Annotated in this window: 18 protein-coding genes; 10 read left to right on the forward strand and 8 right to left on the reverse strand. The window is 71.5% G+C overall.

What is annotated here, in order from left to right:
- Window positions 1-180: 180 nt before the first annotated feature.
- Window positions 181-951 carry an SDR family oxidoreductase gene (locus tag ACWGKQ_RS20930; RefSeq protein WP_453293423.1) on the reverse strand — a complete coding sequence of 257 codons (771 nt, stop codon included), beginning with the start codon at window positions 949-951 and terminating at the stop codon, window positions 181-183.
- 25 nt (window positions 952-976) lie between these two features.
- Window positions 977-1,354, reverse strand: coding sequence for a hypothetical protein (locus ACWGKQ_RS20935; protein WP_453293424.1), 378 nt, complete (start codon window positions 1,352-1,354; stop codon window positions 977-979).
- Window positions 1,355-1,839: 485 nt separating this feature from the next.
- Between ACWGKQ_RS20935 and ACWGKQ_RS20940 the strand changes: the two genes are divergently transcribed.
- Together ACWGKQ_RS20940 and ACWGKQ_RS20945 are read left to right on the forward strand one after the other, a co-directional pair.
- Window positions 1,840-2,013 (forward strand): hypothetical protein, encoded by a 174-nt coding sequence (locus tag ACWGKQ_RS20940; protein ID WP_189267454.1) that lies wholly within the window; start codon window positions 1,840-1,842, stop codon window positions 2,011-2,013.
- 59 nt (window positions 2,014-2,072) lie between these two features.
- Window positions 2,073-2,555: an N-acetyltransferase family protein gene (locus tag ACWGKQ_RS20945; RefSeq protein WP_453293425.1), complete on the forward strand. Its 483-nt coding sequence runs from the start codon at window positions 2,073-2,075 to the stop codon at window positions 2,553-2,555.
- Window positions 2,556-2,571: 16 nt separating this feature from the next.
- On the opposite strand, the gene ACWGKQ_RS20950 is transcribed toward ACWGKQ_RS20945, so the two are convergent.
- The gene (locus ACWGKQ_RS20950; RefSeq protein WP_453293426.1) at window positions 2,572-3,531 is read right to left on the reverse strand and encodes an SDR family NAD(P)-dependent oxidoreductase; all 960 of its coding nucleotides are present in this window, start codon (window positions 3,529-3,531) and stop codon (window positions 2,572-2,574) included.
- A 46-nt stretch (window positions 3,532-3,577) separates the two neighbouring features.
- A complete protein-coding gene (locus ACWGKQ_RS20955; RefSeq protein WP_453293477.1) occupies window positions 3,578-4,561 on the reverse strand; it encodes an aldo/keto reductase in 984 nt (327 codons plus the stop codon).
- A 114-nt stretch (window positions 4,562-4,675) separates the two neighbouring features.
- On the opposite strand from ACWGKQ_RS20955, the gene ACWGKQ_RS20960 reads away from it, so the two are divergent.
- On the forward strand, window positions 4,676-5,254 hold the full coding sequence (locus ACWGKQ_RS20960) for a TetR family transcriptional regulator (RefSeq protein ID WP_453293427.1): 579 nt from the start codon (window positions 4,676-4,678) through the stop codon (window positions 5,252-5,254).
- Window positions 5,255-5,423: 169 nt separating this feature from the next.
- On the opposite strand, the gene ACWGKQ_RS20965 is transcribed toward ACWGKQ_RS20960, so the two are convergent.
- Window positions 5,424-6,767, reverse strand: coding sequence for an amidase (locus ACWGKQ_RS20965; protein WP_453293428.1), 1,344 nt, complete (start codon window positions 6,765-6,767; stop codon window positions 5,424-5,426).
- Window positions 6,768-7,055: 288 nt separating this feature from the next.
- Here ACWGKQ_RS20965 and ACWGKQ_RS20970 point away from each other — a divergent pair, with 288 nt between their 5' ends.
- Window positions 7,056-9,449 (forward strand): alpha-L-fucosidase, encoded by a 2,394-nt coding sequence (locus ACWGKQ_RS20970; RefSeq protein ID WP_453293478.1) that lies wholly within the window; start codon window positions 7,056-7,058, stop codon window positions 9,447-9,449.
- A gap of 91 nt (window positions 9,450-9,540) precedes the next feature.
- Here the strand turns inward: ACWGKQ_RS20970 and ACWGKQ_RS20975 are convergent, their stop codons facing one another.
- A complete protein-coding gene (locus tag ACWGKQ_RS20975; protein ID WP_453293429.1) occupies window positions 9,541-10,035 on the reverse strand; it encodes a hypothetical protein in 495 nt (164 codons plus the stop codon).
- A gap of 139 nt (window positions 10,036-10,174) precedes the next feature.
- On the reverse strand, window positions 10,175-11,185 hold the full coding sequence (locus ACWGKQ_RS20980; RefSeq protein WP_453293479.1) for a LacI family DNA-binding transcriptional regulator: 1,011 nt from the start codon (window positions 11,183-11,185) through the stop codon (window positions 10,175-10,177).
- Window positions 11,186-11,448: 263 nt separating this feature from the next.
- On the opposite strand from ACWGKQ_RS20980, the gene ACWGKQ_RS20985 reads away from it, so the two are divergent.
- The 6 genes from ACWGKQ_RS20985 to ACWGKQ_RS21010 are packed head-to-tail and all read left to right on the forward strand — an operon-like array spanning window position 11,449 to window position 20,858.
- Window positions 11,449-12,741, forward strand: coding sequence for an ABC transporter substrate-binding protein (locus ACWGKQ_RS20985; RefSeq protein ID WP_453293430.1), 1,293 nt, complete (start codon window positions 11,449-11,451; stop codon window positions 12,739-12,741).
- A 7-nt stretch (window positions 12,742-12,748) separates the two neighbouring features.
- On the forward strand, window positions 12,749-13,636 hold the full coding sequence (locus ACWGKQ_RS20990; protein WP_453293431.1) for a carbohydrate ABC transporter permease: 888 nt from the start codon (window positions 12,749-12,751) through the stop codon (window positions 13,634-13,636).
- Window positions 13,633-14,520, forward strand: coding sequence for a carbohydrate ABC transporter permease (locus ACWGKQ_RS20995; RefSeq protein WP_453293432.1), 888 nt, complete (start codon window positions 13,633-13,635; stop codon window positions 14,518-14,520). Before ACWGKQ_RS20990 ends, ACWGKQ_RS20995 begins: the two co-directional genes overlap by 4 nt.
- 26 nt (window positions 14,521-14,546) lie before the next feature.
- A complete protein-coding gene (locus ACWGKQ_RS21000; RefSeq protein WP_453293433.1) occupies window positions 14,547-15,794 on the forward strand; it encodes a glycoside hydrolase 5 family protein in 1,248 nt (415 codons plus the stop codon).
- Entirely contained in the window at window positions 15,791-17,815 is a 2,025-nt protein-coding gene (locus ACWGKQ_RS21005) for an endo-beta-N-acetylglucosaminidase (RefSeq protein WP_453293434.1), read from the forward strand. Before ACWGKQ_RS21000 ends, ACWGKQ_RS21005 begins: the two co-directional genes overlap by 4 nt.
- 28 nt (window positions 17,816-17,843) lie before the next feature.
- Complete coding sequence (locus ACWGKQ_RS21010) at window positions 17,844-20,858, forward strand: alpha-mannosidase (protein WP_453293435.1); 3,015 nt, start codon at window positions 17,844-17,846, stop codon at window positions 20,856-20,858.
- Window positions 20,859-20,949: 91 nt separating this feature from the next.
- Here ACWGKQ_RS21010 and ACWGKQ_RS21015 read toward each other — a convergent pair whose 3' ends face one another.
- The gene (locus ACWGKQ_RS21015; protein WP_453293436.1) at window positions 20,950-21,651 is read right to left on the reverse strand and encodes a FadR/GntR family transcriptional regulator; all 702 of its coding nucleotides are present in this window, start codon (window positions 21,649-21,651) and stop codon (window positions 20,950-20,952) included.
- Window positions 21,652-21,797 lie beyond the last annotated feature (146 nt).

The raw sequence follows: 21,797 nt of genomic DNA on the forward strand, positions 1-21,797 counted from the left end.
TTGTGGGACGGGTGCGGGTGCGTCGTGGCCGGTCGCGCAGTTCCCCGCGCCCCTGGGGGTCGCGCCTGCGGCGTTGCGAGATGCTGTCGGTCGCGCTCAGGCGGTGGTGGCCGGAGATCGGGGCGGTCCCGCGCCCCTAGGGCCTGTCGTCTGGATCATGCCGGCGTCAAACGACAGGCCCTAGGTCGTTGCGCGTGCCGCTCGTACCCGGGTGCCGCCGTCCACCACCAGGTCTGCTCCCGTCACCCACTCTGCCGCGTCCGAGCACAGCCACAGCACCGCCCCCGCCACGTCCTCCGGCTCTCCTATCCTCCCGAGCGGCAGGCCGGCGGCGATCTCCCGTTCCCGGGGCTCCCACATGAAGCGGGCCATCTCCGTGCGCACCAGGCCCGGTGAGACCGAGTTGACCCGGACCCGGGGTGCCAGTTCGCCGGCCAGCTGCCGGGTCAGGTGCAGGAGTGCGGCCTTGCTGGTGCCGTACGCGCCCACCTGGGGGCCGACATGTTCCGCGCCCTCCGTGCAGATGTTGACCACCGAGCCGCCGTGCTCCCGCATCCAGCCGCGCCACGCGCACTGCGTGAGCCGCAGCGGTGCCTCCACGTTGACCGTGAACGCCTCCCGCCACAGGCCCAGGTCGGCGTCCATGAGCGGGCCGTACGGGCGGTTGGTCGCCGCGTTGTTGACGAGGATGTCCAGCCGCCCGAACTGGGTCAGCGCCAGCCGGGTCAGCTCCCGGGCGTGCTCCGGCTCGGCGACGCTGCCGGCCAGGCCGATTCCGCCCAGCTCCGCGGCCGTACGCCGCACCTCGTCCGCGTCCCGCGCGCTCACGCACACCAGCGCACCGGCCGCCGCGAGCGCCTCGGCGACCGCACGCCCGATCCCGCGGGTGGCGCCGGTGACGACGGCCGCCCGGCCCCGGAGGCCGTACGACAGCCCGTACGATGACGTCATCGCCGTACCGTCTCATGACGGAACGTCAGTCGACAGCCCCCAGGCGGGAGTTGCGGGCGGCGACCAGTTCCAGGACGGTCCGCCAGTCCTCCAGGACGCCCGCGTCGAAGCCCGCGGTGCGGCTCTCCTCGTCGGCCTGGCGCAGTCGGTGTACATCGTCGTCGGTGGCGGCGCCGTCCCCGCGGACGAGGTGGTAGACACGTTCCCCGAGCAGGTGGCGTACCGCGTGTGCGGCGCCGTCGGCGGGGCCGAGCAGTTCCTCGATGCCGTGCACCAGGCCCGCCACCTGGAGCTCCTTGTCGGCGGGGCGGCCGCGGCGCAGCAGTGCCGCGGTGCGCAGTGCGTGCTGGTGCCGGCAGGCGTACAGCAGATCCATCAGCTCCTCGACGCTGCGCAACTCCATGCGTCAGTCCTTCCGCGAGACAGCCGTTGTCCTGGGGCATCGGATCATGTCGAGTTTTCGACCCGGCCAACGCAACCTGAACTGCAAAGCCAGTGAAGGGAGCGGCGCCCCGCCTGTTCGAAGGCGTGTTCGTGTGGATAGGTCGAGCGGGTGGAGCGTAAACGGGGCATCATGTTACGAACAGGTGCATTTCCGGGTCGTCGAAGTGCGCAACGACTCGCGATAGTTACACCTTGTTTGCACTCCCTATCGAGCGGACCCCCGCTCATTTGGTTAATCTGTAGGGGACGGACAGCAACAAGGGGTCCCACCCACACCCACGGTCCGTCCCGGGACAAGCCGGTCGACAACGGCCTGCTCTCTTGTGAGTTACCGGCGCCACCGCGTCCGAACTGGCCTTCCATCCAGACCCGAGCGGGCGTCGAGCACCGGAACGCAGACTGTCCGGTACGCCCCGAGGGTGACCGACACAAAAGGAGTGCGCGGTGACACCTGAGAAGACGAATCGCGAGCAGCGCCCCAAGGAACGCACGGAGCGCGCGGGCAGCCGGCCCGGACAGCTCGGTAGCCTCGACGTGTGGGCCCGGTCCGCCCCGATCCGCCTCGCGGGTTACGAGGAGGACCTCGCCGAGCCCCACATCCTGCCGAGCGTGGACTGACCAGCCAGTCAGTCCCGTCGCGATCGTTCGACGCGCATGGGCGTGCGAGACTCACGCCCATGCTGATCAGAGAAGCCACCGCGGACGACTGGCCGCAGATCTGGCCCTTCTGGCACCGGATCGTCGCCGCCGCCGAGACCTACGGCTGGGACCCCGACACCTCTCAGGAGGCGGCCCGCGCCCTGTGGATGAGCCCGGCGAAACGTGTCTACGTCGCCGAGGACCCCACCGGAGCCGTCGTAGGCTCCGCCTACCTGACCCCCAACTACGGGGGCCCCGCCGCGGGCGTCGCCAACGCCGGCTTCATGGTCGACCCCGACCGGGGCGGCCAGGGCATCGGGCGGGCGCTCGCCGAGCACATCCTCGCCGAGGCCCGGGCGCACGGCTACCGGGCGATGGTCTTCAACGCCGTCGTCGAGACCAACCCCGCCGTGGCCCTGTGGACCTCCCTCGGCTTCACGATCCTCGGCACGGTCCCGCAGGCCTTCGACCACCCGAAGCACGGACCGGTCGGCCTGCACATCATGTACCGCGCCCTGTGACCCGGCCCGGCCCGGCTCAGCCGATCAGCGCCTGCGACACCTGCCACAGCCGGGCCGCGTTGTCCCGGTCCAGGGCGTACGGCGCGACCCCGCCGACGGCGTCGGCCCGCCGCTCGGTGACCGGCTCGGCCTCCGCGCAGTCCTCGAAGTAGCGGCCGCTGACACCCGCCACCTTCGGCGAGCCGGCCAGCAGCACCGAGGTCGCGGCGCCCTGCTCCACGGTCTTCTGCGGCGGCAGCGTGAGCTCGCCCGAGGCGATGAACTCCTCGACCTGCTTCAGGTCCATGTGCCGGGCCAGGTTGGTGTCGGCGATGTTGCCCGGCATCAGGGCGTTGGCGGTGATCCCGTCGTCGGCCCAGCGCTCGGCGGCGGCGACGGCGAACAGGATGTTGGCGGTCTTCGACTGGCCGTAGGAGGTCCACGGGTCGTAGGGCCGGAACCGGTAGTCCAGGTCGTCGAAGACGACGGGGGAGAAGAGGTGGCCGGTGGAGCTGACCGAGACGACCCGGGCGCCGTCCGCCGCCGCCAGCGCCCGGTGCAGGCCGGTGGTGAGGGCGAAGTGGCCGAGGTGGTTGACGCCGAACTGCTGCTCGCGGCCGTCGGGGGTGCGGGTGATCTGCTGCGGGGCCATCACACCGGCGTTGTTGACCAGGATGTGCAGCGGGCCCTGCCAGTCGGCCACGAAGGCCGCGACCGTCGACCGGTCCGCGAGGTCGAGTCGTCCTACGGCCAACTCGCCCGAACCGGGCGGAAGTTCGGCCGCCAGGCGGGCCGCCACACGGTCGCCCGCCGTGGTGTCGCGCACGGCCAGGGTGACGTCGGCGCCGGCTGAGGCGAGCGCGCGGGCCGTCTCCACGCCGATTCCGGAGCTGGCTCCGGTCACCACGGCCCGGCGGCCGTGCAGGTCGACGCCGTCGACGATCTCGGCGGCGGTGGTGGTGGCCCCGAAGGTACCGGGGGTCTGGGATACGGACATGAGGAGTGTCTCCTGTGGGTGTGTGGGGGGTGGGTGCCGTCGGCGGTCAGCCGTTCAGGGTTCCCATGTGCTCGGGCGCGTAGCGGTCGCCGGTGACCGCGCCGTGCGGGGCGACCGTCTCGATGGCGGCGAGGTCGTCCGCGGTGAGGGTGACCCCGGTGGCGGCGATGTTCTCCTCCAGGTAGCGGCGGCGCTTGGTGCCGGGGATGGCGACCGCGCCCTGGTGCTGGACCCAGGCGAGGGCCAGCTGGGAGGGGGTGACGCCCTTGTCGGCGGCGAGCCGGCGGACCTCGCGGACGACGTCGAGGTTGCGCCGGAAGTTCTCGCCCTGGAAGCGCGGGTCGGTACGGCGCCAGTCGTCCGCGGCGAAGTCGTCCGGGCTGGTGATCGCGCCGGAGAGGAAGCCGCGCCCCAGCGGGGAGTAGGCGACCAGGCCGATGTTCAGCTCCGTGAGGGTGTCCAGGACGCCGTCGTGCTCAATGCCGCGCTCGAAGAGGGAGTACTCGATCTGGAGAGCGGTGACCGGGTGGACGGCGTGGGCCCGCCGGATGGTCTGCGCGGAGGCCTCGGAGAGACCGATGTGCCGCACCTTGCCCTCGGCGACCAGCTCGGCCAGGGCGCCGACGGTGTCCTCGATCGGCACCTGGGGGTCGATGCGGTGCAGGTAGTAGAGGTCGACGTGGTCGGTGCCGAGGTGGCGCAGCGACCGGTGCAGGGCGTGGCGCACGTACTCCGGCGTGCCGTTCAGGCCGACCATCCGGCCGTCGTCGGTGATCTCCACCCCCGTCTTGGTCGCGACCACGGCGGACTCCCGGCGCCCGGCCAGCGCCTTGCCGAGCAGCTGCTCGTTGACGAAGGGGCCGTAGCTCTCGGCGGTGTCGAGCAGGGTGACGCCGAGCTCCAGCGCCCGGTCGACGGTGGCCAGCGACTCGGTCTCGTCGGTGGCGCCGTAGAAGACGCTCATACCCATGAGGCCGAGGCCCTGGACGCCGACGGTCAGGCCCTGGCCGCCCAGTGCGCGCTGTTCCATGAGGTTCTTCGGTTCCATGACCAGACTCCATAACTAACTGGATAGATACCTAGACCGTAGGCCCGCTCGCCGACTATGTCAATAACTGGATAGTTACTTGCTAGGGTAGTGGCCATGTCACGGGATTCCAGCGCCACCAAGGCCCGGCTGCTCGACGCGGCCTTCAGCGAATTCGCCGCCTACGGCATCGCCGGTGCCCGGGTGGACCGGATAGCCGAGGCCGCGGGGGCGAACAAGCGGTTGATCTACGTCTACTTCGGCAACAAGGAACAGCTCTTCGACGCGGTGCTGCAACGGGCGATGACGGCGGGCGCCGAGTCCGTGCCGTTCGACGTCGAGGACCTGCCCGGATACGCCAGCGCGATCTTCGACCACCTGGTGGCGCGGCCGGACCTGATGCGCCTGCGCCTGTGGAAGCTGCTGGAGCGCCCCTCCGCCACCGGGCTCGAACAGGACGCGTTCCGGAACAAGGCGGCACTGGTGGCCGAGGCGCAGCGGCGCGGCGACCTCGACCCGGCCATGGCCCCCGACGACCTCCTGACCATGGTGCTCGCCGCGGCCCAGGCGTGGTTCTGGGCCGCCGAGGGCGTCGACCCCAAGGAGGTCAGCGAGTCCTGGCCCGAGGACCGGCTGGCCCTGCACCGCGCGGCGGTCGTCGAGGCGGCCCGCCGGATGACCGAGCCGAAGCGGTAGCCCCGGTTCGGGGGGAGCCCTGAGCGGGTCCGGCGAAGTCCGCCGCGGTTCGACAGCGCCCCGAAGGGGCGGGGGCTGTATCCCTGTGCGGCTCCGCCGCGTGGGTGCGACCAGCCACGACGGTGCCGCAGTCGACTGACGGCATATCGCGGCACTTCCAGCGGAGCGCTCAGTCGAGCGGCGCCGTCCGCTGCCACGGTCGCAGTGTCTCCAGCTGCTGGGCCAGTTCCAGCAGGGCCGCCTCCGAGCCCGGCCGGCCCACCAGCTGTACGGCGCAGGGGGCGCCCGAGGGCAGGGTGCCGAACGGGACCGACATGGCCGGCCAGCCGGTGAGGTTCCAGGCCGGGGTCATGGGCGAGTAGTTGGAACCGGCCAGGGCGTTGCGCAGCCAGCCCCGCTCGTGCCAGGGGGCCGCATGTGGGGCGTGCCGGGCCAGCGCCGGGGTGAGCAGCACGTCGTACTCGGCGAAGAACGGGGCGAGCCGGGCGCGCAGCCGCTCGCGGGCGTCGCCCGCCCGGACCCCGGGCAGGAAACGGCGCCCGACGGCCGCGTGCACCCGGGTCCGCCGGACCAGCAGGGCGGGGTCCAGGCCGGCCGCGTCCACGGCGGTCCCGGCGGTCCAGTGCCGGAGCGCGGTGACCCCGATCGACGCCGGGTACGGCGGCTCGGCGCGCCGCGTCTGGTGCCCGGCGCCGGCCAGCAACTTCGCCGCCTCCGTCGCCGCGTTCGTATACGGCCTGCTCACGGTCACCCCGGCCAGCGGGCTGCGCAACGAGACGGCGATCTTCCGCGGGGTGTGCTGCCCGGCGCTCTCGAACTCCCTCTCGGCCAGTACCGCGAGCATCAGCCTGGCGTCCGTCACGGTGGTCGCCAGCGGCCCGTTCTCCGACATGCCGAACCAGTCGCCGTTGCCGATCCCGGCCGGCACCACGCCGAACCCCGGCTTGATGGTGACCAGGCCGCAGTTGGCCGCCGGGATCCGCAGTGAGCCCATGCCGTCGTTGCCAAGGGCGATCGGCGCCAGCCCGGCGGCGACCGCGGCGGCGCTGCCGCCCGAGGAGCCGCCCGCGCTGCGGCGGGTGTCCCAGGGGTTGCGGGTGATGCCGTGGATCCCCTCGGTGGTGCCGAAGACACACAGCTCGGGCACGTTCGTCAGCCCGATGACCACCGCGCCCGCCGCTCGCAGCCGTGCCACGGTGGCATGGTCGGCGTCGGCCGGTGTGTCCGGCATCGCGGCCGAACCGTCCAGGTGCGCCTCGCCGCGTACCGCCAGATTGTCCTTCACCGCCAACGGCACCCCGGCGAGGGGGAGTTCGGCGAGATCGGCGCGGGTCGCGACCTCGTCCGCCTCCGCCAGCGCCGCGTCCGTCCGGACCTTGCGGAACGCGCCGATCCGCCCGTCGAGGCGGGCGATCCGCTCCAGATGCCCGGCGACCACCTCCCGGGGGGTGACCCGCTTCTCGCGTACGGCGGCGGCGATCTCGGCGGCGGTCCGGCCGGCCCAGTCGGTCACGGGCGCTCCTCGGGGTGCGGAAAGGCGGCTTGACGGGAAAGCGGCTTGGCGGAAAAGCGGCTTACTCGTCGGTACGAAAGGGCACTCTGCCCGGCCGCGGGCTCCGCGTCGAGAGTGTCCGGTCCCGGAGATGTCGGCCGGGTGCGTTGCGGACCGGTCGCCTAGGTCAGTGCTCTTCTCGCGGGTCATCCGACGACTGGGTCATCTCCCGTCTGTGCACGCCCCATTGACAGGCTTCCGGGCCCGCTCAATCATCAGACATCCGATGAATGGAGCCGCGCAATGAGCATGTCTCCGTATCCGAGACGTCAGGTCCTGGGGGTCGCGGCAGGGGCCGCCGCGGCGGCCGCACTGCCCCTCGCCGTACCGGCCGAGGCCCATGCCGCCGGGCGGGCCGGGGAACCGGCGGACGGCCGGACCACCGGTGAGCGGACCGCCGGTGAGCAGGCCGCGTCGTCCTGGGTCCCCGTCCCCGACGCGATTCCCGTACCGCTCGACTCCCTCTACGACAACGACGGCATCGACACCGCCGCCGCCCGGGGCGGTGACTTCGACGGCTCCGGCTACACGTTCCCGGGCGAGGAACTCCCGGCCGGGCGGATCGAGGTCGACGGCATCCCCTTCGACTTCCCCGCGGCGACGGCGGGCGCCAAGAACAACGTTGTCGCGCTGGGCCAGCGCATCGACCTTCCCCAGGGCCGCTACCTGTCGGCCGTCTTCCTCACCTCCGGCAGCTACGGCAACGCGGCCGGCCCGGCCACCGTCCACTACGCCGACGGCACGACCAGCACCGCCGGGCTGAGCGGCGGCGACTGGTACTCGGTGGGCGGACCGCTGTCTGCGCCGTACCGCTACCAGCCGGACGGCGGCAAGGACGCGCACAGCGTCGGCATCGGCACCTGCGAGGTGTGGTTCGACCCGCAGCGCGAGGCCGTCGCCCTCACCCTGCCGGTCACCAACCCGGCCGAGGCCGGCAAGGCCGCCCTGCACGTCTTCGCGCTCTCCCTCCAGCCCGTCGCCCAGGGCCGGGCGCTGGCCCTGCGCGACGCCCGGTCCACCAGCTCGCTGCTCGATGCCACCGGCGCCCAGAGCGTCGAGGCCACCGTCGTCAACGCGGGCACCGTCGCGATCCTGGCGGGCGACGCGGTGTCCGTGCGCGTCGACGTCCCCGGCGCCCGCACCGTGGAGCCCGCCCGCATCCGCCGCCTCGACCCCGGCGAACAGGCACGCGTCCACGTCGGCATCCGCAACCGCACGGGCACCGCCCCCGGCACCACGCAGGACGGCACGGTCAGCGTGCGCGGCCGCGGCAGCCAAGTGGCGTCCGCGCACGGCACGTTGACGCTCGGCACCGCCGACTACCAGCCCACCGAGACCTCGTTGGCCGGCCACCGGGCGCCGTACTGGTTCAACGACGCCAAGTTCGGCATCTTCATCCACTGGGGCGTCTACTCGGTGCCCGCCTGGGCGCCGGTCGGGGTGCAGTACGCCGAGTGGTACTGGGACCAGATGCAGGACCCGAACAACCCGACGTACGCCTACCACCGGGACACCTACGGCGCGGACTTCGCCTACGACGACTTCATCCCGCGCTTCACGGCCGAGAAGTTCGATCCGCGTGCCTGGGTGGAGCTGTTCCGGGACGCCGGTGCCCAGTACCACGTCCTGACCTCCAAGCACCACGAGGGCTTCGCCCTGTGGGACACCAAGGTCTCCGACCGCAACGCCGTCAAACTCGGCCCGAAGCGGGACCTGGTCAGGGAGTTGTTCGAGGCGTCCCGCCGCTACACCCCCGAACTCCACCGCGGCCTCTACTTCTCCATGCCCGAGTGGTTCAACCCCGACAGCCCCTGGATGGGCCACGCCCCGCGCAACCCGTACACCCTGGAGCCGCTGCCGTACACCGGTTACACGGCGGGCAAGGACTTCGTGCGGGACTACCAGGCCCCGCAGATGCTCGAACTGATCCACGGCTACGACCCGGAGATCATCTGGTGCGACATCGGCGGCGACAACGACAGCGTCCATGTCCTCGCCGAGTACTTCAACCACGCCAAGAACCGGGGCCGCCCCGTCGACGTGACCGTCAACGACCGCTCGGGCATCGGCTTCCACGACTACACCACGCCCGAGTACACGACGTACGCCGACACCGTCGTCGCCAAATGGGAGGCCAGCCGCGGCCTCGACCCCCGTAGCTACGGCTACAACCGGGAGACCCCGGACGACGCCTACATGACCGCCGAGGAGGTCGTGCACAGCCTCGTCGACATCGTCTCCAAGAACGGCAACTTCCTGCTCGACATCGGCCCGCGCGCCGACGGCACCATCCCGGAGATCATGCAGACCCGGCTGCGCGAGACGGGCGCCTGGCTCGCCGTCAACGGCGAGGCCGTCTACGGCACCACGTACTGGTCGCGCATGCCCCAGCTCGGCGACGACCTCCGGTTCACGGTCCGCCCTGACGAGGCCTTCTACATCCACTCCCTGACCCGGCCCGGCGCCAGGCTCACCGTCGAGGCCCCGGTGCCGGTCCGCGCCGGCGACAAGGTGACCCTGCTCGGCCACGACCGGCCGCTGACCTGGACCCTCACCAACGGGGCCCTGGTGATCGACGTACCCGCGGCCGCCCGCAAGGCGGGACAGCACGCGTGGGTGTTCAAGGTGGAATGGCATACGTGAGCTCGGACAACGGCTGCCGCGGCTCCTCGGGGCCGCGGCAGCGCCGGCCCGCCCTCGACCCAGGTGCCGGGCATGCTCGTCACGCCGGACATCAGGCGGGACCCGTCAGGGCCCGGCGGAAGACGTCCCCGCACGTGGGTGACCGTATCGGCGCGCGTTCGGCGAGGACGAGGAGCGCATGGCGCAGTTCCGTGCCGAGCCGGGCGAGCCGGTGGCTGTACTGCCCGCCCCTGTAGACGTGCAGACGGAAGACGTCGACGGCGTGTCCGTCACGCTCGTCGGCGAAGGTTTCCGGCAGCCCGGCGAGCAGTTCGTAGTCGCGCTTGCCGGTCGCCGCGTCGGCCACGGCTCCGAGGGACAGCTGATCCAGTTCCGCGGCGGACAACGAAGTGTCGACCGCGACGGCATGGGCCGCCAGGGCCGCGAAGATCTCGATCAGCCGCTCGCCCGCCGCGGTGTCGATGCCCCACGCTCGTAGGTTCTCGTGGCGACGGGCCTGCCGCCATGGCTCCTGGTCCACCAACGGCAGCAGGACACGGCCCAGATGAGCGCAACGACGCCACAGCATGTCGTGGTCGGCGGGCACGGTCGATCCTCTCGACGGCGAGTGGAAGGCCTGGGGCCTGGGACCGGTTCGTTCCCCCCCGGGCGCTTCAATGTCCCACTGCGTGCAGGGCAGGTACAGAACGTCGGCGCACGCGGCGGCAGCATCCGCCGGGCAGGCCCTAAGGACGGGCGGCCGGTGCCGTGCTGCCCCGGACCGTCAGCCGGGGCACCGGTACCCGCACCGCCCGTGCCGTACCGCCGTCCAGCAGGGCCGTCAGTTCCCGTGCCGCCGTTCGGCCGAACTCGGTGCTGTCCCGGGAGAGGGCGGAGAGCCACGGCTTGACCATGCGGCACAGGGCCGAGTCCTCCCAGGAGACGACCGAGACGTCGTCCGGGACGGCGTAGCCCAGTTCCGCCGCTGCCGCGACACCGGCCACCGCCATCACGTCGTTGTCGTAGATCAGGGCCGTCGGCGACGGCGTCGCGCGCAGGACGCGGCGGGTGACGGCCGCGCCCTGCGCGTCCGAGTAGTCGGTGGTCACCGAGTGGACCTCGCCCAGGCCGCGCCGGTCGGCCTCGGCGCGCAGGGTGCGGATGCGGCGCTGGGTGTGGGCGAGCCCGGGCAGGCCCGCGATGTGGACGATGCGCCGGTGGCCGAGGCCGGTCAGTTCGTCGACCACCGACGCCATCGCGGCCGCGTCGTCCGCCCAGACCGTGGAGAGTTCGGGGTGGCGTTCGTCGGGTGCGCCGCCGATCACCACGGCGGGCAGGCCGAGTTCGTCCAGCAGGTCGGGGCGGGGGTCGTCGGCGCGCGGGTCCACCACCAGGACGCCGTCGACGCGGTGCTCCGCCCACCAGCGGCGGTAGACCGCACACTCGTCGGCCACGTCCTCCGCCATCTGGAAGAGCAGACCGAGATGGCGTTCGGCGAGCACCTCCTGGATGCCCGAGACCAGTTGGAGGAAGAAGGAGTCCACGCCCAGGGAGTGCGCCGGGCGGGCGAGGACGAAGCCGACCGTGGCCGCGCCCTCGCCGGACAGGGCGCGGGCGGCCGTGCTGGGCCGCCAGCCGAGCTGCTCGGCGACCCGGCGGACCCGGGCCCGGGTCGTCTCGGAGACCCCGGGGCGGCCGTTGAGCGCGAAGGAGACCGCGCTCTCGGAGACTCCGGCCCGGCGCGCGATGTCCTTCATCGTCGGCCGGCGCGCGGGGACGCGTTTCTCCGCCAACTCACTTCCCCATTCGGTCTGGACGGCGATCTGCTAATGCGCTTGAGTCCAAACACCCTAAAGCGTATTAGTGATCGACCGCAATACGCTCGTGACACCTTGCTGAGCAGGGGATTTGAGCCACTAATGACTTTAGCTCCGCCGAATCCATTGACGTGGTGCGGAAACGGCGTGCAAGGTCTGGCGCGGCACCTTCGGCCGACCCCGCTGCAAAGGAGCAACGGACCATGCGTATCTCCCGCAGAGCCTTCGCCCTCGCCGCTGCCGCCGTCCTCGCCCTGCCGCTGAGCGCCTGCGGTTCCGGCGGAGACGACGGCGGTTCCACCGACGCCTCGGGCAAGGTCGAGGGCGACATCACCTTCCAGACCTGGAACCTGCGCGCGAACTTCAAGTCGTACTTCGACGGCCTGGTCGCGGACTTCGAGAAGAAGTACCCGGGCACCCATGTGAAGTGGATCGACCAGCCGGCCGAGGGCTACGCCGACAAGATCAGCGCGGACGCGGCCGGCGGCACCCTGCCCGACGTCGTCAACGTCTCCCCGGACCTGGTCGCCCCGCTCGCCAAGGCCGGCCTCGCGCTCGACCTCGACAAGGCCGCGAGCAAGTACAAGTCCGAGTACCTGGCGGGGGCCTGGGCCAGCCACCAGATACCGGGGACGAGCGGGACGTACGCCTTCCCCTGGTACCTGAACACCGGGCCGCTCTTCTACAACAAGACACTGTTCAAGCAGGCCGGACTCGACCCCGACCAGCCGCCCAAGACGTACGACGAACTCTTCGCCGACGCCCTGAAGATGGCCGAGCAGAGCGGCGGCAAGGTCGCCACCCTCGCCAACGTCCCGACCATCGAGGACTTCGGGCGCTACGGCGTCGAGCTGATGGACAAGGCGGGCACCGGCTTCGCCTTCAACGACGCCAAGGGCGTTGAACTGCTCACCAAGTACAAGGAGTTGTACGACGCGAAGGCGCTCGACCCGCAGGCGCTGACCGCCACCCCCGAGTCCACCGGCAAGAAGTTCCTCACCGGGGCCGTCGCCATGAACCCCGGCAGCGCCCTCGACCTCGACAACTTCAAGAAGCAGGCGCCCAGCCTGTACAAGAACATCGGCATCACGGACCAGATCACCAGCACCGGGCACGTCAACATGTACGTGATGGGTGTGATGGTCAACTCGAAGACCAAGCACACCGCGGCCGCCGTGGCCTTCGCGCACTACGTGACCGACGCCCAGAACCAGATGTCGTTCGCCAAGCAGGTCGCGATCTTCCCGAGCACCGCGGGCTCCCTGGACGACCCGTACTTCACCAAGGAGGACGGCACCGACGAGACCCGGGTGCGCATCGCCGCCGCCAAGTCGCTGAAGAGCGCGGTCAACTACACGCCGGTGCTGTTCAGCGACCAGATGAAGACCGCGCTGCGCAACGAGGTGGCCAAGGCGTTGCAGGGCAAGGAGAGCCCCAAGGCGGCCCTCGACAACGCTGTCAAGGCCTGCGACCGGCTGCTCCAGCAGGAGGGCTGACGAACCGATGGCCGGCGTGTCCCGCGTGCGGCGCCAACTGCCCGTCAGCCCCTGGCTGTTCGCCGCCCCCGGGCTGCTGGTCGTCGGTGCCTTCGTGCTCTATCCGTTCGTCTCCACGATCGTCAACTCGTTCACCGACCGGCGCACCCTGATCCCCGGGCACTTCGTCGGCCTCGCCAACTTCCGTGAGCTGATCCACGACGACATGTTCTGGACCGGCCTGCGCAACAGCACGCTGTACATCGCCGGGGTGGTGCCCGCCCTCGTCGTCCTGCCGCTGCTGCTCGCCCTGCTGGTGCAGAAGAACATCCCCGGAATCGCCTTCTTCCGGTCCGCCTTCTACACCCCCGTCGTCGCCTCGATCGTCGTGGTCGGGCTCATCTGGGTGTGGCTGCTCGACGAACGCGGCCTGGTCAACTCCCTGCTGGAGAGCATCGGAATCGGCCGGGTCGGCTTCCTCAGCGACCAGTGGCTGCTCCTGCTGAGCGCGATGGCGGTCACGGTGTGGAAGGGCCTCGGCTACTACATGATCATCTATCTGGCGGCGCTCGCCAACGTGCCGCGCGAGCTGCACGAGGCCGCAGCCGTGGACGGCGCGGGGGCGGTCCGCCGCTTCCTCACCGTCACCGTGCCCGCCGTGCGCTCCACGATGGTCCTGGTCGCCGCGCTGTCCTCGGTCGCCGCCTTCAAGACGTTCTCCGAGGTCTACCTGCTGGCAGGCCCGGACGGCGGTCCGGCCGGCGAGGACACCACCCTCGTGATGCTCGTCCAGCAGACCGGCACCGGTCTCACCGGCCGCGTCGGCTACGCCTCGGCGCTCTCCGTCGTCGTCTTCGTCGTCACCGTCGCGCTGATGCTCCTCGTGCTGCGCGCCGACCGCAGGGAACGCCCATGAGCACTGCTCCACCCGTGCGCGCCGCCAAGAAGCCCCGGGTCACCGACGAGCACGGGCGCCGCATCCGGATCGGCGAACTGGTCCTGCGCTACGCCCTGTTGCTGCTCGTCCTCGCGGTCACCGTCGGCCCGTTCCTGTGGCAGCTGTCCACCTCGCTCAAGGGCCCGACCGAGGACATCTTCAGCTCGCCGCCCAGCTTCCTGCCGCAACACCCCACCCTGCACAACTACCGGCGGGTCGCCGACACCATCCCCGTCTGGGACTACGCCCTCAACTCCCTGAAGGTCGCGGGCGCGAGCGTCGTCACCAACTGCGTCGGATCGGCACTCGCCGGCTATGCCCTGGCCCGGCTGCGCTACCGCGGCCGCCGGATCGCCACCCTCGTGTTCATCCTCGCGATGCTGGTGCCGGTGGAGGGCATCATCATCGCCCAGTTCACCACCATGCGCGAACTCGGCCTGAACAACACCCTGATCGGCGTCGTCCTGCCCGGCTCGATCGGCGCCATGAACGTGCTGCTGATGCGCAACGCCTTCCTCAACCTGCCCTACGAGATCGAGGAGGCGGCCTACGTCGACGGGGCCAACGCCTGGCAGCGGTTCCTGCGGATCGCCCTGCCGTCGGTGCGGGGCACCCTCGCCGTCGTCGCGATCTTCGCCTTCATGGGTGCCTGGGACGACTTCCTGTGGCCGCTCATCGTGCTCAGCGACCCCTCCAGGTTCACGCTCACCATCGGCCTCAACTACCTGCACGGCACCTTCGCCAACGACGAACGGCTCGTCGCCGCCGGCACCGTGATCGCCGTGGCCCCGCTCATCGCCCTGTTCGCCTGCCTGCAGCGGTACTTCTTCCGCGGGGTCGGCGAAGGCGCCGTCAAAGGCTGAACACCCCGTTCCCGCAAGGAGACCGCATGCCTGAGGCCGTGCGCTTCGGCGTCAACTACACCCCGAGCGAAGGGTGGTTCCACCACTGGCTCGACTTCGACCTGGACTCAGTACGGGCCGACCTCGACTCGATCGCCGCACTCGGCCTGGACCACATCCGGGTCTTCCCGCTGTGGCCCTACTTCCAGCCCGACCGCACCCTGATCCGCCCCCGCGCCGTCGAGCAGCTCCTCGCCCTCGCCGACGCGGCCGCCGAACGCGGCCTGGACGTCAACGTCGACGGTCTGCAGGGGCACCTGAGCAGCTTCGACTTCCTGCCCGCCTGGACCCGCACCTGGCACCGGCGCAACCTCTTCACCGACCCGCAGGTCGTCGAGGGCGAGGCCGCCTATCTGCGCACCCTCGCCGCGGCCCTCGCGGACCGGCCCAACTTCATCGGGATGACCATCGGCAACGAGGTCAACCAGTTCGCCGCGGGACCGCACCCCGATCCGGACCGGATCAGCGCGGCGGAGGCGGAACAGTGGCTCGGACGGCTGCTGGCCGCCTGCGCCGAGGCCGCCCCCGGCCGGCTGCACCTGCACGCCTCCTACGACGCGGCCTGGTACCAGGACGACCAGCCCTTCACCCCCGCCCACTCGGCCCGCCTCGGCGACGTCACCGCCGTGCACTCCTGGGTGTTCAACGGCACCGCCCAGCGGCACGGCCGCACCGCCCCGCAGACCGAGCAGCACGCCGCGTACCTGGTGGAGCTGAGCAAGGCCTGGGCCGAGGACGCACACCGGCCCGTCTGGCTCCAGGAGGTCGGTGCCCCCGCGCCGCTGATCCCCGCCGAGCACGCGGCCGCCTTCGCCGAGGCGACGATCACCGCCGCACTGGACTGCCCCGACCTGTGGGGCATCACCTGGTGGTGCTCCCACGACGTCAGCCGGAGCCTCGCCGACTTCCCCGAACTCGAATACGGGCTCGGCCTGTTGACCAACGACCGCAAGCCCAAGGACATCGCCCACGTCCTCGCGGCGGCCGAGTCCGGAGCGGCGACGACGCGCGGCACGGCACTCGTCGTGCCCTCCGAGCCGGCCCTGCGCTCCCGATGCGCGCCCGGCGGCCCCGTCTTCGACGCGTACTTCCGGCTCGCCGCCGACGGCGCCCGGCCCACCACCGTCCTCGACAGCCGTGCCGCCGACCGGGACCATCTCACCGCGCGCGGCATCACCGAAGTCGTCAGCCCCGAACAGGTTCTCCCCACCCCACAAGGAGGCACCCGCTCGTGAACCCCAGCAGACGCACCGTCCTCGTCGCCGCCACCGCGGCCGCGTTCCTGCCCACCCCCGCCACGGCCGCCACCCCGAAGGCCACCCCGAAGGCCACCGCTGCCGCCACCACGGCCGCCCCGCCGTACGCGTCCTACTTCTACCCGGACTCGTTCCCCTCCGGCAGCCCGGGCACCGGCATCACCTGGCGCAGCCTGAAGGCCTGGACGGCGGCCGGCGACACCGACCTCGCCTTCAACGCCGCCTCCGTGCCGCTCGCCGCCCGCTTCACCCCGACCCCCGCCAACACCACCGCCCGCTCCGGGCAGGCCCGCATCCAGTCGCTGGTGTCCTTCGGACCGACCTCCAGCAACCCCTCCCAGGGCTCGGCCACCGCCGACTACTACGCCCTCACCCACTGGGCGTACCTCGACGAGCTGGTCTTCTGGGGCGGCTCGGCCGGAGAGGGGCTGATCCTCGCCCCGAACGCGCCGATCGTCGACGCGGCCCACCGGCACGGCGTGCCCGTCCTCGGCAACATCTTCCTGCCGCCCACCGCCTACGGCGGCCAGCTCCAGTGGACCCGCGACCTGGTCCAGACGGACACCACCGGGCACTACCCCCTTGCGGCCCAGCTCGTCGCCCTGGCCGCCGCCTACGGCTTCGACGGCTGGTTCGTGAACGCCGAGACCAGCGGCGGCAACACCGCCCTCGGCACCGCCATGCTCGGCTTCGTCACCGAACTCAAGTCCCTCGCGACGGCCCGGGGACAGCGGGTCACCTGGTACGACGCGATGACCGTCAACGGCACGGTCAGCTGGCAGGGCGCGCTGAACAGCCAGAACCAGTCGTTCTTCCAGGCCGCCGACGACATGTTCGTGGACTTCCGGTGGAGCGCCTCGACGCTCGCCGCGTCGGGCACGAATGCGGTGCAACTCGGGCGCAGCCGCTACGACTTGTGGGCCGGGGTCGATGTAGAGTCCAACGGCTCCAACACCTCCGTGAACTGGGACGCGATGGTGCCCGGCGGCTCGGCGCACGTCACGTCCGTCGGCTTCTACCGGCCCGAGTGGACCCGCAACCACCTGCCCGCGAGCCGCACCCCCGGCGACTTCCACGCCGCCGACGACCGGTTCTGGACCGGACGGTCACTGGACCCGTCCCGGCCCGACAGCACGGATCCCTGGCGGGCGCCGGCGGTCTCGGTGGCGGACCGGTCGACGGTGTCGGCGGTGCCGTTCGCCAGCGTCTTCAACACGGGGCACGGGCTGCGCTGGTACGAGGACGGCGAGGTCGCCTCGGACGCGCCCTGGAATCACCTCGGCCTGCAGGACCGGCTGCCCTCGCGGCGGTGGGCGGTCCGCACGACGGGCACCGGACCGGCCGTGACCTTCGACTTCGCGGCCGCCTGGCGGGGCGGCAGCAGCGTGCTGGTCAACGGCGCACTGGACCAGCCCGCGGTCCTGGACCTCTACGCGACCCAGCTCCCGATCACGGACCGGACGGTCGTCGAGCTGACGTACCGGACCGACGCAGGAAGCGTGGACGTCGAACTCGCCGTCGCCACCGCCGAACCGGGCAGCGCCGGTGCGGCGCCGCCGTACAGCTACCTGCCGGTGGACTCCGGCGGTGACGGCTGGACGACCGCGACCGTCCCGCTGACCGGTCTCTCCGGCACCGTCCACGCCCTCGGTGTCCGCCTCACCGCGACCGAGGGGCCCGTCCAGTGGCGGCTCGGCGGCATCGCCGTACGGGAGGAGCCGAGCACCCCCGCCGCTCCCGCCGCCGCGCAGATCACCGGGGCCGACGGCGGCAGCCTGCGGCTCGTCTGGGACGCCGCGCCGGGTGGCGTGCGGCAGTACACCCTGCACCGGCTGCTGCCCGACGGCACCCGGCGCTTCCTCGGCGCCACCGGCCAGCGGGCCTGTTTCCTGACCGGCCTCCAGCCGGAGCAGGGAGAGACGACGGCACGGTTCGAAGTGCGCGCGGTAGGGGAGCTGTACACCTCGTCGGACCCCGTCACCGTCACGCACACCTGGTAACCGGTAACCAACAAACGGAGCACCCCACATGCATGACGACCGCAGCCTGGTCGAAGCCCGCCTCCGGCGCGTCCTCGACGAGCGCATCCGCCCCGCCGTGTACCCCGAGTCCGTACCGCTCGACGTCGCGGTCTGGCACGCGCCCGGCGAGCCCGTGCCGGTCGCCGAGGGACTCGCGGCAGAGCCCGAGCCGATCGCCGTGGGCGCCCGGTGGGGTGCTCCGTGGGGCACCAGCTGGTTCCGGGTGACCGGGACCGTCCCCGAGGAGTGGGCAGGGCGGACCGTGGAGGCCCTCCTGGACCTCGGGTTCGACGAGAACATGCCCGGCTTCCAGTGCGAGGGCCTGGTCTACCGGCCCGACGGCACCCCCGTGAAGGGCCTCAACCCGCGCAACCAGTGGGTGCGGGTCGGCGCCCCGGTGGCCGGCGGCGAGGAGGTACGGCTGCACGTCGAGGCCGCCTCCAACCCGGTCATCCTCGACTACCACCCCTTCCGGCCCACCTGGCTCGGCGACAAGGACACCGCCGGGCAGGAACCGCAGTACACGCTCACCCGGATGGACCTCGCCGTCCTCGACGAGACCGTGTGGCAGCTCGTCATCGACCTGGAGGTGCTCGGCGAGCTGATGGCCGAGCTGCCGGCCGACGCCCAGCGCCGGTACGAGATCCTGCGCGCGGTCGAGCGGGCCCTGGACGCCGTCGACCTCCAGGACGTGAACGGCACGGCGGAACGGGCGCGTGCGTGTCTCGCCGAGGTCCTCGCCGTCCCCGCCGCGCCCTCCGCGCACCGGATCAGCGCGGTCGGGCACGCCCACATCGACTCGGCGTGGCTGTGGCCGCTGCGCGAGACCGTCCGCAAGGTCGCCCGCACCACCGCCAACATGACCGCCCTCATCGAGGACGAGCCCGACTTCGTGTTCGCCATGTCCCAGGCCCAGCAGTGGGCGTGGGTGAAGGAGCACCGGCCCGAGGTGTGGGCGCGGGTGAAGAAGGCGGTCGCGGACGGGCGGTTCGTGCCGGCGGGTGGGATGTGGGTGGAGTCCGACACCAACATGCCGGGCTCGGAGGCGATGGCCCGTCAGTTCGTGCACGGCAAGCGGTTCTTCCTGGACGAGTTCGGCATCGAGAACGACGAGGCCTGGCTGCCCGACACCTTCGGCTTCGCCGCCGGGCTCCCGCAGATCATCAGGGCGGCGGGCTCGACACGGCTCCTGACCCAGAAGATCTCCTGGTCCCAGACGAACAGGTTCCCGCACCACACCTTCTGGTGGGAGGGCATCGACGGCACCCGGATCTTCACGCACTTCCCGCCGGTCGACACCTACAACTGCTCCATGAAGGGCAGCGAACTCGCCCACGCGGCCCGCAACTTCAAGGACAAGGGCCGCGCCCGGCACTCCCTCGCACCCACCGGCTGGGGTGACGGGGGTGGCGGCACGACCCGCGAGATGGTCGCCAAGGCGGCCCGGGTACGGGACCTGGAAGGCTCGCCGACGGTCGTCTGGGAAACCCCGCGGGAGTTCTTCGCGAAGGCGCAGGCCGAATACCCGGACCCGCCGGTCTGGGTCGGCGAGCTCTACCTCGAACTCCACCGCGCCACCCTCACCAGCCAGGCGAAGACCAAACAGGGCAACCGGCGCAGCGAACACCTCCTGAGGGAGGCCGAGCTGTGGGCGGCGACCGCTGCCGTGCGCGCCGGATTCCGCTATCCCTACGAGGAGTTGGACCGCATCTGGAAGACGGTCCTGCTCCACCAGTTCCACGACATCCTGCCGGGCTCGTCGATCGCCTGGGTGCACCGGGAGGCCCGGGCCACGTACCAGCGGGTCGCCGCCGAACTCGACGGGATCATCGACGCCGCCCAGCGCGCGCTGGCGGGCGACGGCGACCGGACGCTGTTCTTCAACGCGGCACCGCACAGCCGGGGTGGCGTCCCCGCCGGGGGCGCGGGGCCGGAGCAGCCGTCCGGGGAGGTGACGGTCTCGGAGCGGCCCGAGGGCGGATACGTCCTCGACAACGGCCTCCTGCGCATCGGGATCGACGCCCGCGGCCTTGTCGTGTCCGCCTACGACCCGGCCGCCGACCGCGAGACCATCGCCCCCGGCACGGCCGCCAACCTGCTCCAGCTCCACCCGGACTTCCCCAACATGTGGGACGCCTGGGACGTCGACGCCTTCTACCGCAACGCGGTCACCGACCTCACGGACACCGACGAGCTGGCCTCCGGCGAGGACGGCCGGTCCGTCCGGATCGTACGGTCCTTCGGCTCCTCCCGCGTCACCCAGGTGCTGTCGCTGCCGCCGGGCGAACGCCGGCTGCTCATCGAGACGGAGGTCGACTGGCACGAGACGGAGAAGTTCCTGAAGCTGGCCTTCCCCCTTGACCTGCACGCCGAGCGGTACGCGTCCGAGACCCAGTTCGGGCACTTCCACCGCCCGACCCACACCAACACCTCATGGGAGTGGGCCAAGTTCGAGGCCTGCAACCACCGCTTCGTCCAACTGGGCGAACCGGGCTGGGGCGTGGCGGTCGTCAACGACTCGACGTACGGCCACGACGTGACGCGCAGCGTCCGCACGGACGGCGACCGGGGTACGACGACCACGGTCCGGGTCTCGCTGCTGCGGGCGCCCCGCTTCCCGGACCCCGAGACCGACCAGGGCATCCACCGCTTCCGGCACGCGCTGGTGCCGGGCGCGGGGATCGGCGACGCGGTACGCGAGGGCTGGCGGATCAACCTGCCCGAGCGCCGGGTGACGGGCGCGAGCGATGTCGCCCCGCTGGTCACGGTCGACAACGACGCGGTGGTGATCACGGCGGTGAAGCTTGCGGACGACGGCAGCGGCGATGTGGTGGTCCGTTTGCACGAGGCCCACGGCGGCCGGGCCCGCGCGACGCTGACGGCGGGCTTCGACGTCGGGGGCGTCACGGCGACGGACCTCTTGGAGCGTCCGTCGGCCGACGCGCCGGAGCACGTCGGCAACAGTGTCGGACTGCGCCTGCGCCCGTTCGAGCTGGTGACTCTGCGACTCCGGCGAGCCTGAGCGCCCCGTCAGGGGCGCGGGCTGTATCCATTTGCGGCTCCGCCGTGTGGGCGCGACCAGCCACAACGCACCCGCAGTCGAAAGCATCGGCCTACCCGGCCAACTGTGCGCGCAGCCACTCCTCCACCTCACCCACATGCGCGGCCGCCGCCGCACGCGCCGCCTCCGGATCCCGGGCCACCAGCGCCCGGTGGATGGCGGCGTGCTCGCGGCGCGTCCGAGCGAACGCACCCTCCTCCTCGTACCCCCGCCACACCCGGGCCCGGAAGGTCCGCGACGACAGCCCCTCCAGGATCGCGGCCATCGTGTCGTTCCCCGCGGCGCCCGCGATCACCCGGTGAAAGGCGAGGTCGTGCGCGAGGATCTCCTCGGGATCCTCCGTCGCGTTCATGGCCGTCAGGTGCTTCTCCACCTCCGCCAGCTGGTCGGCCGTGATCCGCGCCGCGGCCAGTGCCGTCGCCGTCGACTCCAGGACCCGCCGCACCTCCAGCAGCTCCACCAGCTGCGGCCCGCGTGACAGATCGGCGACCACACCGAACGTCTCCAGCAGGTCGCCCGCCTCCAGCTGGGTGACATAGATGCCCGAGCCGTGCCGGGCCTCCAGGACGCCCAGGACCGTGAGCGCGCGGATCGCCTCGCGCATGGAGCTGCGGGACATGCCCAGCTGGGCGGCGAGATCCCGTTCCGTCGGCAGCCGCTGGCCCGGCTCCAGGCGGCCCTCCGCGATCATCGCCTTGATGCGCTCGATGGCGCGCTGCGTCACCGTGCCCTTCTGCGGGACCGTCTCGTCCACACTGCTCCTCCTGTCGCCGGTGCGCCGAAGTCTAGTCAGTGATGTGGTCGGACCACTATGGCTCGTTCGACGGGAAAATCGCGTCCGCGGGGTGTTGAAATCGCTGAGTGGTCTGATAAGTATGCGGACAACTGCTCGATCACGCT

This window comes from Streptomyces sp. NPDC054770 (assembly GCF_053611985.1).